At 73.1% G+C, this 14,878-nt stretch carries 10 protein-coding genes; 7 read left to right on the top strand and 3 right to left on the bottom strand.

The features are described from left to right. Positions 1-2: 2 nt before the first annotated feature. Together HUT10_RS09615 and eccCa are read right to left on the bottom strand one after the other, a co-directional pair. On the bottom strand, positions 3-245 hold the full coding sequence (locus tag HUT10_RS09615) for a Smr/MutS family protein (protein WP_176170860.1): 243 nt from the start codon (positions 243-245) through the stop codon (positions 3-5). Between the two features lie 31 nt (positions 246-276). Further along, entirely contained in the window at positions 277-4,263 is a 3,987-nt protein-coding gene (gene eccCa / locus HUT10_RS09610; protein WP_176170859.1) for a type VII secretion protein EccCa, read from the bottom strand. Positions 4,264-4,398: 135 nt separating this feature from the next. Here eccCa and eccD point away from each other — a divergent pair, with 135 nt between their 5' ends. The 7 genes from eccD (at position 4,399) to HUT10_RS09575 (ending at position 12,904) form a co-directional block, all read left to right on the top strand. Then, entirely contained in the window at positions 4,399-5,793 is a 1,395-nt protein-coding gene (gene eccD, locus HUT10_RS09605; protein WP_176170858.1) for a type VII secretion integral membrane protein EccD, read from the top strand. Next, positions 5,793-7,220 (top strand): type VII secretion protein EccB, encoded by a 1,428-nt coding sequence (eccB, locus tag HUT10_RS09600; protein WP_176170857.1) that lies wholly within the window; start codon positions 5,793-5,795, stop codon positions 7,218-7,220. The genes eccD and eccB overlap by 1 nt, the downstream gene beginning before the upstream one ends. Positions 7,221-7,375: 155 nt before the next feature. Then, positions 7,376-7,705 carry a hypothetical protein gene (locus tag HUT10_RS09595; protein WP_176170856.1) on the top strand — a complete coding sequence of 110 codons (330 nt, stop codon included), beginning with the start codon at positions 7,376-7,378 and terminating at the stop codon, positions 7,703-7,705. Positions 7,706-7,742: 37 nt separating this feature from the next. Then, entirely contained in the window at positions 7,743-8,036 is a 294-nt protein-coding gene (locus HUT10_RS09590) for a WXG100 family type VII secretion target (protein ID WP_176170855.1), read from the top strand. 87 nt (positions 8,037-8,123) lie between these two features. After that, positions 8,124-8,582, top strand: a complete 459-nt coding sequence (locus HUT10_RS09585; RefSeq protein ID WP_176170854.1) for a hypothetical protein — start codon at positions 8,124-8,126, stop codon at positions 8,580-8,582. Positions 8,583-8,614: 32 nt separating this feature from the next. Further along, on the top strand, positions 8,615-11,146 hold the full coding sequence (locus HUT10_RS09580; protein WP_176170853.1) for a large repetitive protein: 2,532 nt from the start codon (positions 8,615-8,617) through the stop codon (positions 11,144-11,146). A 3-nt stretch (positions 11,147-11,149) separates the two neighbouring features. Continuing rightward, on the top strand, positions 11,150-12,904 hold the full coding sequence (locus HUT10_RS09575) for a WXG100 family type VII secretion target (RefSeq protein ID WP_176170852.1): 1,755 nt from the start codon (positions 11,150-11,152) through the stop codon (positions 12,902-12,904). Between the two features lie 205 nt (positions 12,905-13,109). Here HUT10_RS09575 and HUT10_RS09570 read toward each other — a convergent pair whose 3' ends face one another. Further along, entirely contained in the window at positions 13,110-14,777 is a 1,668-nt protein-coding gene (locus tag HUT10_RS09570; RefSeq protein ID WP_217709575.1) for an aminotransferase class V-fold PLP-dependent enzyme, read from the bottom strand. Positions 14,778-14,878 lie beyond the last annotated feature (101 nt).

Genomic DNA, 14,878 nt, shown 5'->3' with positions numbered 1-14,878 from the left:
CGTCACCGCAGGTGCACCAGTACCTTCCCGTCGTTGCCCGGAGCCAGTTCCACCCGCCGGTACAGCTTCTTCAGGTGCGGCTGCCGCAGGGTGGCCAGTACCCGCTCCCGCAGCTTGCTGGAACCCTTGCCCGGGATGATCTCCAGCAGCGGAACCCGAGTACCGGCCGCGCGGAAGAGCGCGCTCCGCATCGCCCGGTCGTCCCGGAACACCGGGTGCAGGTCCACGGTCAGCTTCTCCGGCATGGTGCCTCCCTCGGCTCGGGTGCGTGCGGGCTCAGCGTGCGGGCTGCGGTTCGTCGTCAACCAGCGGGGTCTGCACCAGCCGCACCGAACGGCGGCGGTTGACGAACTGCGCGCGGCCCGGAGGCAGGACCCGCGGCTTGAGGTTGCCGAGGAACGCGCCCTCGGTCTTGGGACAGGACAGCAGGAGTGCGGGCGTGCCCAGCTCCCACATCCGGCGGATCGCCGGATTGCCCATCGACCGGGACGCCCCCGCCGTGCTGCGGGCCAGGATCACGTGGATCCCGACGTCGGCCGCCTGGGCGAGCACCGGCATCAGCGACTGCAGCGGGCCGGCGCTGCCGCTGGACTCGGTCAGCTCGAAGTCGTCGATGATGATGTAGAGCCGCCCTCCGGTCCACCAGTCCCGCAGCGGCAGCCGGTCGGGCGTGATCTCGGGGCCGGGGATGCGCTTTTCGATCACCGAGGCCGCGCCGGCGATCGACTTGGTGAGGGCCTCGGCCCCCACGGCGTACTCCAGCTGGTACTCGGCCGGAACACAGGTGCGCAGCTCGCGGCGGAAGTCCCCGAACATGATGCGGGCTTCGTCGGAGCCGTGGTGCGCCACGATCGACCGCGCGATGTGCTTGAGCAGGTTGGTCTTGCCCGTTTCGGCGTCGCCGTAGATCAGCAGGTGCGGGCTGGCGTCGAAGTCGTGCCACTCGGGTTCGAGGTGCTGGTCCTCCAGCCCCAGGGCCATCCGCAGCTCGGCCGCGGGCGACGGCGCGCGCGGGCCCGGCAGCTCCCGCACCGACAGCGTCTGCGGCAGCAGGCGGACCTGCGGGGCGCGGGACACCCCGGCCGGGGCCAGCGCTTCGGCGAGTTCGACCGTCGCCTCGGCGAGGTCGTCGGTGCGCGAGTCCCCGTCGATGCGGGGAAGCGCAGCCAGGAAGTGCAGCCGCTCGGGGGTGATACCGCGGCCGGGGATGGCCGGCACCGTGGCGGCGAACCGGCTGTTGATCTCCGAGTCGACCGGGTCGCCCAGCTTGAGCTCGAACCGCGTGCCGATCACGTCCCGCAGCCACGGCCGCATCTCCGACCACCGGTTGGACGCGATGACCAGGTGGATGCCGAAGCTCAGCCCCCGCGCGGCCAGCTCGGTGAACTTCTCCTCCACGTCTTCGAAGTCCTGGCGGATCGTGTACCACCCGTCGACGACGAGGAAGACGTCGCCGTAGGGGTCGAGGTCGTGGTACTTGCCCTGGGCGCGAGCGCGCCGGTAGCTGGCCATCGAGTCGATGTTGTGCTCGGCGAAGAGGGCTTCGCGCCGGGCCATCAGGTTCGTCACCTCCAGCACCGTGCGGGTGACGCGGTCGCGGTCGAGCCGGTTGGCGATGCTGCCGATGTGCGGCATCGCCGCGAGCGCCGAGAGCGTGCCGCCGAAGTCCAGGCAGTAGAACTGCACCTGCTCGGCGGTGTGGGTGAGGGCCAGCGCGCAGATCAGCGTGCGCAGCAGGGTGCTCTTGCCGCTCTGCGGGCCGCCGACGACCGCGGCATTGCCCTGGCTGCCCGACAGGTCGGCCAGTAGCAGCTCGCGCCGCTGCTGGGCGGGCAGGTCGATCAGCCCGACCGGGACCGACAGGCTGGCGGTGTCGAGGTCCCCGACCGGGCGCGGGCCGTAGGCCGGGTCGTCCACCAGCGGCGGCAGCAGCTGGTCGAGCGTCGCCGACGTCCGCAGCGGGGGCAGCCAGACCTGGTGGGCGCGTGGGCCGATGCCGCGCAGGCGGGCGATCAGCACGTCGATCACGGTCTGCGTGGCCTCATCGGCGTCGTCCGCTTCGGCCACCGGTTCGGGGGCGGGCGCGGCGGGTGGCTCGACGTAGGCGGTGCCGAACGGCACGATGTGCTGCTCAACCGCGGCTCCGGCCTGCTTCTGCTTCGCCCGGTACGGGCCGGACGAGTACGCGCCCTTGAACCGCACCAGCGTCTGCGTGTCCGGCCGCAGGTACCCGTTGCCGGGGCTGTTGGGCAACTCGTAGGCGTCCGGGACCCCGATGACGCTGCGGCTTTCCATCGCCGAGAACGTCCGCAGGCCGATCCGGTAGGACAGGTGCGTCTCGACCTTGTGGATCCGCCCCTCGTCGAGCCGCTGGGACGCCAGCAGCAGGTGGACGCCGAGACTGCGGCCGAGCCTGCCGATCATGGCGAACACGTCGATGAACTCCGGCTTGCTGGAGAGCATCTCGCTGAACTCGTCGACCACGATGAACAGCGCGGGCATCGGCTCCAGCGGGACGCCCTGGGCGCGCGCGGCCTCGTAGTCCCGCCGCGAGGCGTAGTTCCCGGCCGCGCGCAGGTGTTCCTGGCGCCGGTTCATCTCGCCGGTCAGCGCGTCCTGCATCCGGTCGACCAGTTCGAGTTCCTCGGCGAGGTTGGTGATCACCGCGGAGGTGTGCGGCAGCTGGTCGAAGCCGAGGAAGGCCGCGCCGCCCTTGAAGTCCACCAGCACGAAGTTGAGGTCTTCGGAGGAGTGCGTGGTGGCCATGGCGATGACCAGGGTGCGCAGCAGCTCGCTCTTGCCGGAGCCGGTGGCCCCGACGCACAGGCCGTGCGGTCCCATGCCGTCTTCGGCCGCTTCCTTGATGTCGAGTTCCAGCGGGGAGCCCGCGCCGGCGATCCCGATCGGGACCCGCAGCCGGCGTTTGCCCGTCATCCGGTCGCGGCGGTAGCGCACCGGGTCGAAGGTCGCCACGTCGCCGATGCCCAGCAGCGACGCCAGGTCGTAGTCGCCGGCCAGCGGCTCGTCCTCCTCGACGGCCTCGCCGATGCGGAACCGCGCCATGATCCGGGCCAGCGCGGTGGCCGAGGTCTCGCTCAGCCGGTCGGGGCGGCCCAGTGAAGCGGTTTCCGGCTTGCCCACCCGGTCGAACGACACGGTCCGCAGGTCGTCCGCGTCGACATCGAGGAAGAGCACGCCGGGACGGCTCTGCCACGGCAGCGACCCGGAGACGTCGAGGATCACGGCGTTGCGGTAGCCCTCGTCCGCGATGCGGTGGTCGGCGGGCACCGGCACGCCGTCGAGGACGAGGACCACGAACGGTTCCGACGCGGTGACCGGGGTGTCCGCTTCGAACCGCGGCCGCCCGGTGAAGGCGGGACCCCCGAGCAGCAGCTCGGCCTGGGCGAGGTCGCCGGCGGCCAGCCGCCGCGCACCGGCCGCGTCCCGGCTTTCGGCGTCCTGGTTGTGGGGCAGCCACTTCAGCCAGTCCCACCGCGGCATCCGGGATTCGCCGGCGCACACCGCGATCCGCACGTCGCCGGGGGCGTGGGCGGTGGCGAGCTGGCCCAGGACCGCCCGCACGAGCCCCAGCACGGCTTCGTCGTCCCCGCTGAACTGGACCTGGCCGAAGCCGCGCAGGTACACCGCGATCGGGGCGTCCGGCAGGGTGCTGTAGGCGCGCATGAACCGGCGCAGGGCGTGCGCGGTGAGCGGCTCCAGGTCTTCGATCGGCTTGCTGTCCGGCGGGGTCAGCTTGAAGGTCGAGCGCTGGGTGCCCAGGCCCAGGCGGACTTCGCCGAAGTCGTCGTGGGCGGGCCGGCGCTCCCACAGCCGGTAGCCCAGTGCGGTGGACCACAGCGCGCCCGGGTCCGGGTGGATCCAGCGCGCGGCCTTCTGCTGGGCGCTCAGCGCCTCGCGCGCCTGCTTGCGCAGCTGGCCGAGGTAGCGGATGTAGTCGCGCCGATGGCCGTTGAGCTTCTGCTTGTGCGTGACCGAACCGCGCAGCATCTGCGTCACGAGCATGCCGAGGGCCGACACGACCATCAGGCCACCGCCGACGTAGGCGAACGCGCCGGCGCCGGGCCGGACGAACATCATGACCATGGCCAGGGACCCGAGGCCCATCGGCGCGTACATCAGCACGGCACTGATCCCGCCACCGGTGTCTTCGGGCACCCCGGGTGGCGGCTGCAGTTCGATGCTGGTGTCGGGTGCGGGTGGTTTCGGCCGGCGCGCCCGCCGGGCGAACAGGGTGGTGCTCACAGGCTCTCCCGTTGGTGAGTGGTCTTCCCCTCTTTCGGCTCCCGCCGGGGCGACCGGGCACCGCGGGGGCGCGCCGGTCACTACGGTCGGGGCCGGTCTCAGGGCTGGACCTGGCAGGAAGGGCCTGATGCTTCGATGGAAGAGCAAACACAGCATCGCACAACGAGCTCGGCGAGGCTACGGTTCGTCCTGGGCGACCGGACGCGGGATCTGGCGCTGCCGGCGGAGGTTCCGCTGGCCGACCTGCTCCCCGCGGTTCTCACCCAGTTCGGCGCGCAGACGATCGAGCAGGGTGCCGAACACGAAGGCTGGGTGGTGCAGCGGATCGGCGAGCCGGCCCTCGACGAGGACCGTTCCCTGACCGAACTGGGCGTGCTGGACGGGGAAAGCCTGCACCTGCTGCCCCGCGCCGCGCAGCTCGCCGCGATCGACTACGACGACCTCGTCGACGGGGTCGCCGAACAGGTGCGCGAACACGCCGGTGCGGTGACGCCGCTGCGGCTGCGGTGGTTGTTCCGCGCGGCGGCCGTGGCGGCGCTGCTGCTCGGCGGTGTGGTGCTGCTGCCCGGACCCGCCCGTGCCGAGCAGGTACTGCTCTCGGCCGGGCTGGCGTTCGCGCTGCTGGTGGCGGCCGCGCTCGTCGCCCGCGGCGCGGCGAAGCCGGCCACGGCGGTGATCCTGGCCGCCGGCGGCGCCGGCTATGCCGCGGTCGCCGGCTGGTCGGTGGTGTGGGTGCTGGATCCGGCGGCGAGCCCGATGGCGGCCCTCACCGGAGCGGCGGCGGGTGCGCTGTTCGCGCTGGTGGCCGGGGTCATCCTGGTCGCCGACGCCGCCCTCTTGTTCACCGGCGCCGTCCTGTGCGGCGTGGTGACGCTGATCACCGGGCTCGTCGGCTCGGTTACGCCCGCCGATCCGGCCCAGGCCACCGCGATCGGCCTGGTGCTGTCGATGGTCCTCGGCCTGTTCATCCCGACGGCCGCGTTCCGCCTTTCCGGGCTGACGCTGCCGATGCTGCCCACCGGGGCCGAAGAACTGCACGAGGACATCGATGCCGTGCCGCACCGGGTGGTCGTCGAGCGCGGGGCCGCGGCGTTCGGCTACGCCACGGCGCTCCACATCGGACTCGGCGTCGCGCAAGCGCTCCTGCTGCCGACGCTGCTCGCCGGCGGAAGCGTCTGGCACCTGACACTCGGCCTGGTCGTCGCGCTGCTCCTGGTGCTGCGCTCGCGCCACCCGAACGGGGTGGTGCAGCGCTGGGCGGTCCTGGTGCCCGCCGCGGTCGCCGTGCTGGTCGTGGTCACCGCGCTCGGGCTGGGCCTGCCTCCGTCGGCGCGGTTCGTGGTCGTCGTCCCGCTCGCGCTCGCCGGGGGACTGCTCCTGCTGGGCGGGGAACGGCTGCCGGGCCGGCGGTTCCGGCCCTACTGGGGACGCGCGGTGGAGATCGGCGAGCTGATCGCCGCGATCGCGGTACTGCCGATCCTGCTGCAGGTGCTGCACGTGTACACCTTCATGCGAAACCTGGCGGGCTGATGAAATCACGCAAGGACCAGGTCCAGGCGTACTTTTTCGTGGTCGGCCGGCTCGCGGCCGCGGTGACGCACGGCAAGCCGGACGTGCTGGAGTCGCCCAGCAAGCGGATGACCACCGGTACCGTGCTCGGCTTCGTGCTGGCCGCGGTGATCATGGGCGTCTTCGGCATCTTCGGCATGTTCGTCCCCTCGGGCGGCGACTCCTCCTGGCGGCAGGAGGGCGCCCTGGTGATGGACAAGACCAGCGGAGCCCGTTACGCCTACCTCGGCGGCCTGCTGCGGCCGGTGCTCAACTACTCCTCCGCGCGGCTGGTGGCGACGCAGTCCGGGGGCAAGCTCACCGCCGTGGCGCCCGACGCGCTGGCCGGCACCCCGGTCGGCCCGCCGATCGGAATCGCCGGCGCCCCGGACTCCCTGCCTGCACCGGACAAAGTGGACGGTATGGCGTGGACGGTGTGCCTGCAGGGTGCCACGACACCGACCGGGGCGGCAGTGGTGACGCTTCTGCTCGGCCAGTCCGCGGGCACCGTGCTCGGCGACGGGCAGGCGTTCCTCGTCTCGGCGCCGGACGGGGCGCTCCACCTCGTGTCGCGCGGGAAACGGTTCCGGCTGCCGAGCAGCGCGGTCGCGGCCGCGCTCGGCTACGGCGCGCTGCACCCGTTCGCCGTGCCCGCGGCCTGGCTGAACACGCTGCCGCAGGGCCCCGACCTCGCCGCGCCGGCCGTGGCCGGGCTCGGGCAGCCGGGCCCGGTGATCGAGGGGCGGCCGAGCCGGATCGGGCAGGTCTATCAGGTGCGCAACCCGGCCATCGGCACCGAGCAGGACTACCTCGTGCGCCAGGACGGCTTGGCCGTGCTCAGCCGCACCGGGGCGGCGCTGCTGCTGGCCGCGCCGAGCACCCGGCAGGCTTACCCGGACGGCGCGATCGAGCCGGTGCGGGTCGGCCCGGACGCGCTGACCGGCCTGCCGATCGCGGCGTCGGCCGGGATCGCCCCGGACCTGCCGTCGGTGCCGCCGGAGGTCGTGACACCCCCGGCGGACCGGCAGCCCTGCATCCGCCATGACCCGGGCGACGGCGGCGCACCGCCACCGGTGGCCGAACTGCTGCCCGGCGACGAAGTCGCGCAGAGCTCGGTTCCCCTCGGAATTCACCGCGCGGGCACGACGGCCGACCTCGTCGCGATCCCGGCGGGCCGGGGGGTGCTCGCCCGGAACCTGCCCGCGCCGGGCACCGCGGGCGGCGTGGTGTACCTGGTCACCGAAGCGAGGGAGAAGTTTCCCCTGGCCGACGCGGAAACCGTCACCGCGCTCGGCTACTCCCCGGCCGCGGCGGTCCCGGTGCCGATGCCGCTGCTCGACCTGCTGCCCACCGGGCCGGTGCTCGGGGCGGACGCCGCCCGCCGCACGCCGGAGGCGGCCGGGCCGTGACGGCGCATTGGTAAGGGGAATCCCTACCGTCGCCCGCCGGGCCGCGGAAACGGCTTTCCGGCCGGCCGACGCAATTACCCTCGAATCGTGGTCGTGCTACTTCAGGAAACGTAGCGCTCACCAAAGTCGTAGCACTCATCGCAGGAGGACTCGAAGTGTCGCATTCCACTCAGCTCAACGCACAGACCATCAACCAGCAGGCGAGCCGGCACGAGGAAACGGCCGACAACATCAGCCAGCAGCTCGACACGCTGAAGTCGCAGATCGAGGCCACGCTGGCGGCCAGCCCCAGTGCCGCCACGCGGGCGCTGAGCACGACCACCGACCGCTGGGTGGAATCGGTGCGCAAGTCGGTGCTCGACCACATGCACGCGATGGCCGAGAACATGCGCCGCGAAGCCAACAACCAGGAGGCAATGGACTCCGACTCCATGCAGAGCATCCTCAACGTGCCCATGGAGACCGGCAACTTCCTCGGCGTCTGAGCCCGGCTGCGAACACCGAACCCCCAAGGAGAATCGAATGTCCGACGGTACCATCACCTACGACTACCCCGTCATCGAAGAGTGCATCTCGATGATGGTCAGCAAGGCCAACGCGATCGAAAACCAGGCGAGCGACCTGGAGGGCGACGTCAAGCGGATCATGGTCGACTGGAAGGGCACGACGGCCGACGCCTACAACCAGCTGGCCAACGACCTCCGCTCGGACATCGAGGCGAACAAGGCGAACCTCGACAACCTGCGCAAGTCGCTGACGGACGCGGCCGAGCGCATGAAGCAGGCCGACGCCAGCGGTGCCAAGGGAATGCACTAGACCCGCCGGTGTGCCGGGCGCGTCCCGCCCGGCACACCGCGGCCCCGGCCGCCCCGGCGGCCTTCGCGCGGAAAGCAAGGAGTTGCCGTGTCGACGAAGTTCGATGCCGAAGCCATCAAGACCGCCGCGGGCAAGATCGGCGGTCTCCTGGACGACATGAGCGCGTTCGAGGCGCTCAAGCACCACTGGCCCAACGCGGGCAAGTTCAAGCTCGCGGTGTGGCTGGAACGGGTCGTGGACGACCGCCGCAACGCGATCGTCGCGCACGCCGAGCACCTCAAGCTCGCCTTCGACGAAATGGAGAAGAAGCTCAACGGGATCGCGACGGACTTCCAGAACGCCGACGGCGACAACGCCCAGGCGATCGGCAAGGCGATGTCCGAGCTCGAGGGCGCGGTCGTGGGCGCGGTCCACACCTTCGACGGCAAGACCGAAAGCGAACAGCACAACTACACGCCGGACACTACGCACACCGGCGCCAATTCCGACAGTCCGACCGACGGCGACGGGTACAACGACAACCTGACCACCCCGGTCACCACCTGAGCCCTCCGGCCGGCCAGAAAAGGATCCTCCTCATGTCCGATTCCCCAGGTGCTCCGCTGGTCGGTCAGTACGCCGGGGCCGCGCCCGCGCTCGACCCGGCCTTTTTCTCCACAGTGGGCTCGATCGAGTCCGTCGTCAGCGACCTCGTGTACAACGCCGACGGTTCGAAGGCCGGGGCGAGCAGGTCCACCGTCGCCGAGGCGTGGTACGCCCTCGAAACGGACGTGAAGAGCGCGGAGCAGGCGCTGGCCACCGTCAACGAGAACTTCGCCAAGCAGGTCAAGGCCGTCAAGGACGCACTGGAAGGGGCCGCGGGCGAGGCGTTCGGCGAGTACGCCACCGCGATCCTCAAGACCAGTGAAGAGGTCTACGACACCCTGATGAAGAAGCAGTTCGGCACGACGATGGGCAACGTCGGCCACGCCATCCAGGCCTTCGCCGACGGCTGGTGGCAGATCCACGACGCGTCCAAGGCGGTGCGCGCGCAGCTGACCAACTCGATCGTGGCGAACGCCCAGAACCAGGTCGCCGCGGCGCAGACGGCCCAGCAGGTCGAGACCATCTCGGCGCAGGTCACCGTCGACCTCGACACCATGACGACCAACATGGACACGGCCCTGCTGAAGGACCTGCAGAACGCGCTGGGGGCGCTCGGCGGGCAGTACAACAGCCGCGCCGCGGACCTCGTGCCGCTCTACATCTCCGACGGCGACACCACGACCGCGGCGCCGCAGGGCAGTGCGCAGCAGCGGATCGGGGCCGGGCAGGACCCGGACACCAAGCCGGGCCGGCTCGTGCGGCCGGGACCGGAGCCGCAGCAGCCGCAGGTGGCGGACTCCGAGCAGGATGCACAGCGCGCGGACACCGTGCCGGCCACGCCCACTCCGGACACCGACACCGGGGTGAACCCGGCCGCCCCGGGGACGACGGCTCCGGGCGCGGGAATGCCGGTGCCGTCGGTCGAGTCCGCCGTGCCGGGTACGACCGCCGGTGACCCGCAGGCGGAGCAGAAGAGCGCGCCCGGTTCGACCGGGACGACCCCGGATCAGCAGCAGGCCCTCGCGGGGGCGAAGCAGGCCGCGGGCACCGCGATCGACGGCTTGACGGCGCAGACGGACGACCCGGCCCGGCAGCAGGCGCTGCAGGACGCCAAGCAGGCGGCGCAGGGCGCGATCGACGGGCTCACCGGTTCACCGTTGGCGGGCGGGCTCGACGGGGGGGCCGGCAGCCCGGCGGCGGCGCCGGTCCCGGGCGCGGTCGGCGGCATCGATCCGACGGCCGGACAGGCCCTGACCGACGCGAAGAACGCGGCGGGCAAGGCCATCGACGGACTCGCCGGGAAGACCGACGACCCGAAGCGCAAGAAGGCGCTGGACGACGCGAAGCAGGCGGCCGAAGACGCCATCGACGGGCTCGGGAGCCCGGCGGGCGCGCCCGGGCAGCTGACCGGCGGCCCGGCCGAGACGGGGGTGGAAGCGGCGAAGGACGCGGCCGGCAAGGCGATCGACGACCTGGCCCGGCCCGGCGACTCCGCGGCCCGGCAGCAGGCGCTGGCGGACGCCAAGCAGGCCGCCTCCGCCGCGCTGGACGGCTTGGGCGGCGACCCGGCGGCGACCGAAGGGCCCGGAGCCGCGGGCACGCCGGAGCGCGCCGAGCTGCTCGACGCCAAGCACGCGGCCCAGAAGGCGATCGACGACCTCATCGGCCGGACCGACGACCCCGAGTGCCGTCAGGCGCTCCAGGACGCCAAGGCCGCGGTGGGTGACGCGATCGACAAAACCGCCGCGCCGGAGCACTTCCAGCAGATCCAGGACGCGAAGAACGCCGCGGACGCGGCGATCGACGGGCTCGGCGCGGGCGACGACCAGCGCCGGCACGCCCTCGACGCGGCCAAGAATGCGGCGAACGAGGCGATCGGGCAGCTCAACGACGCCCCGCAGCTGAACGGACCCGAGCACGACCAGGCCGTGCAGCACGCCAAGGACGAGGCCGCGAAGGCGATCGACGCGCTGGGCCGGCCCGACGACACCCCCGCCGAGCGGCAGGCCCTCGCCGAGGCGAAGGACGCGGTGAACAAGGCCCTCGACGGCGTCGGCGAAACGGAGGGCTCTTCCGCCCTCCACGACTTCCTCAAACCCGGTGAACCCGCGGTCAAGGCCCCTCCGGGTGGGCTGGGCGGCGGTGCCGGGGGCGGCCTCGGCGGCGGCGCCGGGGGTGGTGCGGGCCTGCCCGCGACCTCGGCGGGCCCGGTCACCGGCGGCGGTGCGGGGGTCGGCTCCGCCGGCGAGGGGCCGACGCCGGGCAAGTTCGACACCCAGCCGTTCCAGGGCGGCCCGGGCGCCGGCACCCAGGGCGGCCTGGTCGCCCCGGCCGCGTCCGCGCAGGTCCCCGCGTCGGGGGGCGCCCCGATGACCCCCATGGGCGGCATGGGCGGCATGGGTGGTGGCGGCGGTGCCCAGGGCGAGAAGGAACGGGAGCCGCAGATCTGGATGCAGGCCGAGCAGGGCGCGTGGGGCGGCGAGGACAGCGACGAGCCGCGCAGCCACGTGCTGGGCCGGGGCTGATCGGTGGGTGCGCCCGAACCACCGCCGCCGGTCGTCGACCCCGACCTGCAGGCCCTGACGTTCGACCAGCTGGCCCAGCTGGTCGAGGAGGTGAGCCCGGACGCCCTCTACGAGCGCGCCGCGGCGTTCGACACCGCGATGGCGCGGTTCGAGCACCTCCGGGACGACCTCGGCACCCAGACCCGCCACCTGTGGGAAGCGTGGTCCGGCCGGATCGCGGAGGCGTTCGACGACGTGGTCCGGCAGGTGTCCGGTCGCACCGGAGCCGTCGTGCAGGCCATGGCGGAACCCGGCTACGGGGCGGTGCTGCGCCGCGCCGGCGACGCACTGGCCCAGGCTCGCCGGCGCATGCAGGACCTGCGGGCGCAGAACCGGCAGAACGACCTCGAGGCGGCTCGTCAGGTGCTGTACGACCTGGGGACCGCCTACCGGGACCTGGGTGCCACCCTTGCTCCGGTGCCGGACGCCGGAACCGGGGTCCCGGCCGCCGTGGCCCCGGTGGCCGCGCCCGGTGGAGTTCCGGCCGGCGCCGCGCCCGGGTCGCAGCCGGCCGCGGCGGGGTATCCGGGCGGTGGCGCCGGGACATCCGGGGCGGGCGGCACGCCGACGGCGGCGTTGGCGGCATTGGCGCACCCGGCGGCGCAGGGCCGGATCGTCGGGGTGGAGCCGGTGTCCGCCCCGGCCGTGACGCCCGTGGGCGCCGGAGCGTCCGGGGTGCTCGGCCGGGCACCGTCGCCGGGAGAGGCCGTGGAGCCTCGGCCATCGGAACCGGAAGCGGCAGCCGTGCTGGGACGGCCGTGGACGGGGGCGATCCGGCAAAGCCCGGCGAAGCGCAAGGAGAACGCCGCCCGGTGCGCGCCGGAGCCGGCGAGGGGTGAGGTGCCGACGACCTCCGCTCCCGATTCCGCTCCCGAGGGCGAGCACGCCGGAGCGGCGGCCAGGTCCGAGAGAACGGTCGAGGCGGTGGCTGAACCGTCCGCGGTCCAGCCCGGCCACCCGGGTGCGGGCCCGCACGCAACGTCGGCCCCGGCTGCGTACCCGGTTCCGGGCGGCGCCTCGGTGCCGGGTGGGCATGGGGTTCCGGTGGTTCCGGGTGCGTCCGCGGTTCCGGTTGCCTCGGCGTCGGTGCCGGGTGGGCATGGGGTTCCGGTGGTTCCGGGTGCAGCTGCGGTTCCGGCCGCCTCCGCGCCGGCGCCCAGCGCCCCGGTGTTGCCGGCAGCCGCACCCACGGCCGCACCGGCCGGCCCCTCTTCCGGGGCCCACGCGGGCCCGGGCTTCCCCACGGCCCCGGCCGCGCCGGGGCATGGGCCGCTGCCCGGCTCACCCGCCCCGGGCGGGTCCGATCCCGCTGCCGGGATACCGCGGGGGCCGGGGGCCCTGCCCGCCTCGCCGGCGTTCCAGCCGGTTACCGGAAGCCTCGACGCCGCCGCCACGGGGATGCCGCCGATGGTGTCCGGGGTGCCCGGCTCGCCGCGGGTGCCCGGGGACCACGTCTCCGCCGGCGGGTACGCGGGACCGATGTTCGGCGGTGCCGTGGACCACGACGAGGAGCGGGACCGCGATCCGGCGGACTTCCTCGCGGGACGACGGGAAGCGTGGACCTCCGCCGGGGACGGCGCGCCGGTCCTGGGCCGCCCGGTCGTGGCTCGGCCGGAGGTCCGCGCCGCTCCGGCCGAGGACGTCGACCTCGAAAAGCTCGGCGATCCCGAGGAACTGCAGCGCGTGCTGGGCCGGCTCGGCCGCCGCGCCGAGGGGTGAGCCGGGCCGGCGCCGGCACACAAGCCGGCCGCCCGGCGTGACACCGAAGGCGGCCGCGAGCTCCGGCCGGGGTGAGATGGAGGCGGCGTTCTTCCGGTCGCGCAGACGCCCGCGGACCGAGCTCACGGCGCTGCGGCAGCTCCCGCCCGCAGGGGCGCGCTCGCGCCGGCCCGGAGCTCGGGGCCGCCGAGCAGCTGCCCCCGGGTCAGCGCAGGCAGCCGGCGGGGAGGTCGAACCAGCGCAGCTCGTCGAACCCGTCGGCCACCCGGCCCGGTTCCGGGTCGGCCACCTTCGCCGCGGCGAAGATCCGGGCGGCCTCGGCGAGCTGCCGGGGGAGCACGTCGACGCCGGCTTCGGCGGCGGGCAGCCGAGGGGCGGCCGGGTCCCACAGGTCGGCGAGCGTGGTCCGGAGCCCGGTCTCGCGCCGGTGCCGCCACGCCCCGGAAGCCGGGTCGAACCGGTAGTCACCGAGGAGTTTCCAGCCGTCGGCGGCGACGCGGTGGACCGCCTCGACCAGGTAGTCGACGACTTCGTCGGACATCGTGTAATGCAGGCTCAACCGGACCCAGCCGGGCCGGATCCCGGCCCGGCCCGTCAGGATCTCCCGTTGCAGCAGCCGGGAGCGGGTTTCGTCGATGTGGAGCAGCCGGTGTCCGTACGGGCCGGCGCAGGAGCAGCCCCCACGGGCCTGGATGCCGTAGAGGTCGTTGAGCAGCTTCACCACGTAGTTGTGGTGCAGCTGGCGCTCGCCGGACCCGCGGAAAACCAGGGAGACGATCGCGAGCCGGTCCGCGCCGGTGTCCCCGAGGATCTCGAGGTTCGGGTCGGTGGACCAGGACGCCAGAGCCCGGCGCAGGAAGGACTGCTCCCGCTCGTGCACGGTCCGGGCGCCGACGGCCTGCTGCAGGCCGAAGGCCAGGCCCGCGCGGATCGACTCCACGATCGCGGGCGTCCCGCCTTCTTCACGATGGGCGGCGTCGGGCAGGTAGTGGTGCACCGCCGAGCTGACGTAGGTGACCGTGCCCCCGCCGGGGGTGCTCGGTACCCGGTTCCGCAGCAGGTCCCGGCGGACGGCCAGGACGCCCGGCGTCCCGGGGCCACCGACGAACTTGTGCGGGGAAAGGAACACGGCGTCCTTGTGCGAGTGGGGTTCCGCGGCGGCGACGGGGTTCATGGTGACCCCACCGTGCGGTGCGGCGGCCGCGCAGTCCCACAGCGCCAGCGCGTCGTGTCGGTGCAGGAGCGCGGAAATCGCGTCGGTGTCGGCGCGGATGCCGGTCACGTTCGACGCCGCGGAGAACGAGCCGATCTTCAACGGCCGCCGGGCGTACCGGATCAGCGCTTCCCGGAGGGCGGGCCGCGACACCCCGCCGTCCGCGCCTTCCGGGATGGTCACGACGTCACAGACGGATTCCCGCCAGGGCAGCTCGTTCGAATGGTGCTCGAAGGGACCGAGGAAGACGACCGGCCGCTCGTGTGCCGGGATGGCGTCGGCCAGCCGGTAGCGGTCCTGCAGCACGGCCGGGACGCGCAGGCCGAGGATGTCGATCAGTTTCGCGATGGCCCCGGTGCTCCCGGAGCCGGTGAAGATCACCACGGTGTCCTCGTCACCGCCGATGGCGTCCCGGATCGTCCGCCGGGCTTCTTCGCGCCACCCGGTGATCCGAGCGGCGGTGGCCGAAGAATCGTTGTGGGTGTTGGCGTACCAGGGCAGCACGCGCTCGCGGATGAAGTCTTCGATGAAGCCCACCGCGCGGCCGGAGGCGGTGTAGTCGGCGTAGACCATCCGGCGCGGACCGTACGGACCGGGCAGCACCAGGTCCGCGCCGATGATCGATTGCTGCACTCGTTTCAGCAGGAGGTCGTCCGTCACAGCCCTCAGTTTCTGCGCCGAAGCGGTTCGGGGTAAGCGGAGAAGGGGCCGACTTGCTCGACAAAGGCGCACACGTCAACGCAAGTTGTCCGGCTGGTTCC

The organism is Amycolatopsis sp. Hca4 (assembly GCF_013364075.1).
Lineage (GTDB): Bacteria > Actinomycetota > Actinomycetes > Mycobacteriales > Pseudonocardiaceae > Amycolatopsis.
The sequence above is the reverse complement of the archived record's forward strand: the minus strand, read 5'-3'. Positions and strand labels throughout refer to the sequence as shown.

What these genes read in the sequence shown, in the direction of transcription:
- HUT10_RS09615 (WP_176170860.1), bottom strand. Translation starts at nt 245, where the DNA reads ATGCCGGAGAAGCTGACCGTGGACCTGCACCCGGTGTTCCGGGACGAC.
- eccD (WP_176170858.1), top strand. Translation starts at nt 4,399, where the DNA reads ATGGAAGAGCAAACACAGCATCGCACAACGAGCTCGGCGAGGCTACGG.
- HUT10_RS09580 (WP_176170853.1), top strand. Translation starts at nt 8,615, where the DNA reads ATGTCCGATTCCCCAGGTGCTCCGCTGGTCGGTCAGTACGCCGGGGCC.
- HUT10_RS09590 (WP_176170855.1), top strand. Translation starts at nt 7,743, where the DNA reads ATGTCCGACGGTACCATCACCTACGACTACCCCGTCATCGAAGAGTGC.
- eccB (WP_176170857.1), top strand. Translation starts at nt 5,793, where the DNA reads ATGAAATCACGCAAGGACCAGGTCCAGGCGTACTTTTTCGTGGTCGGC.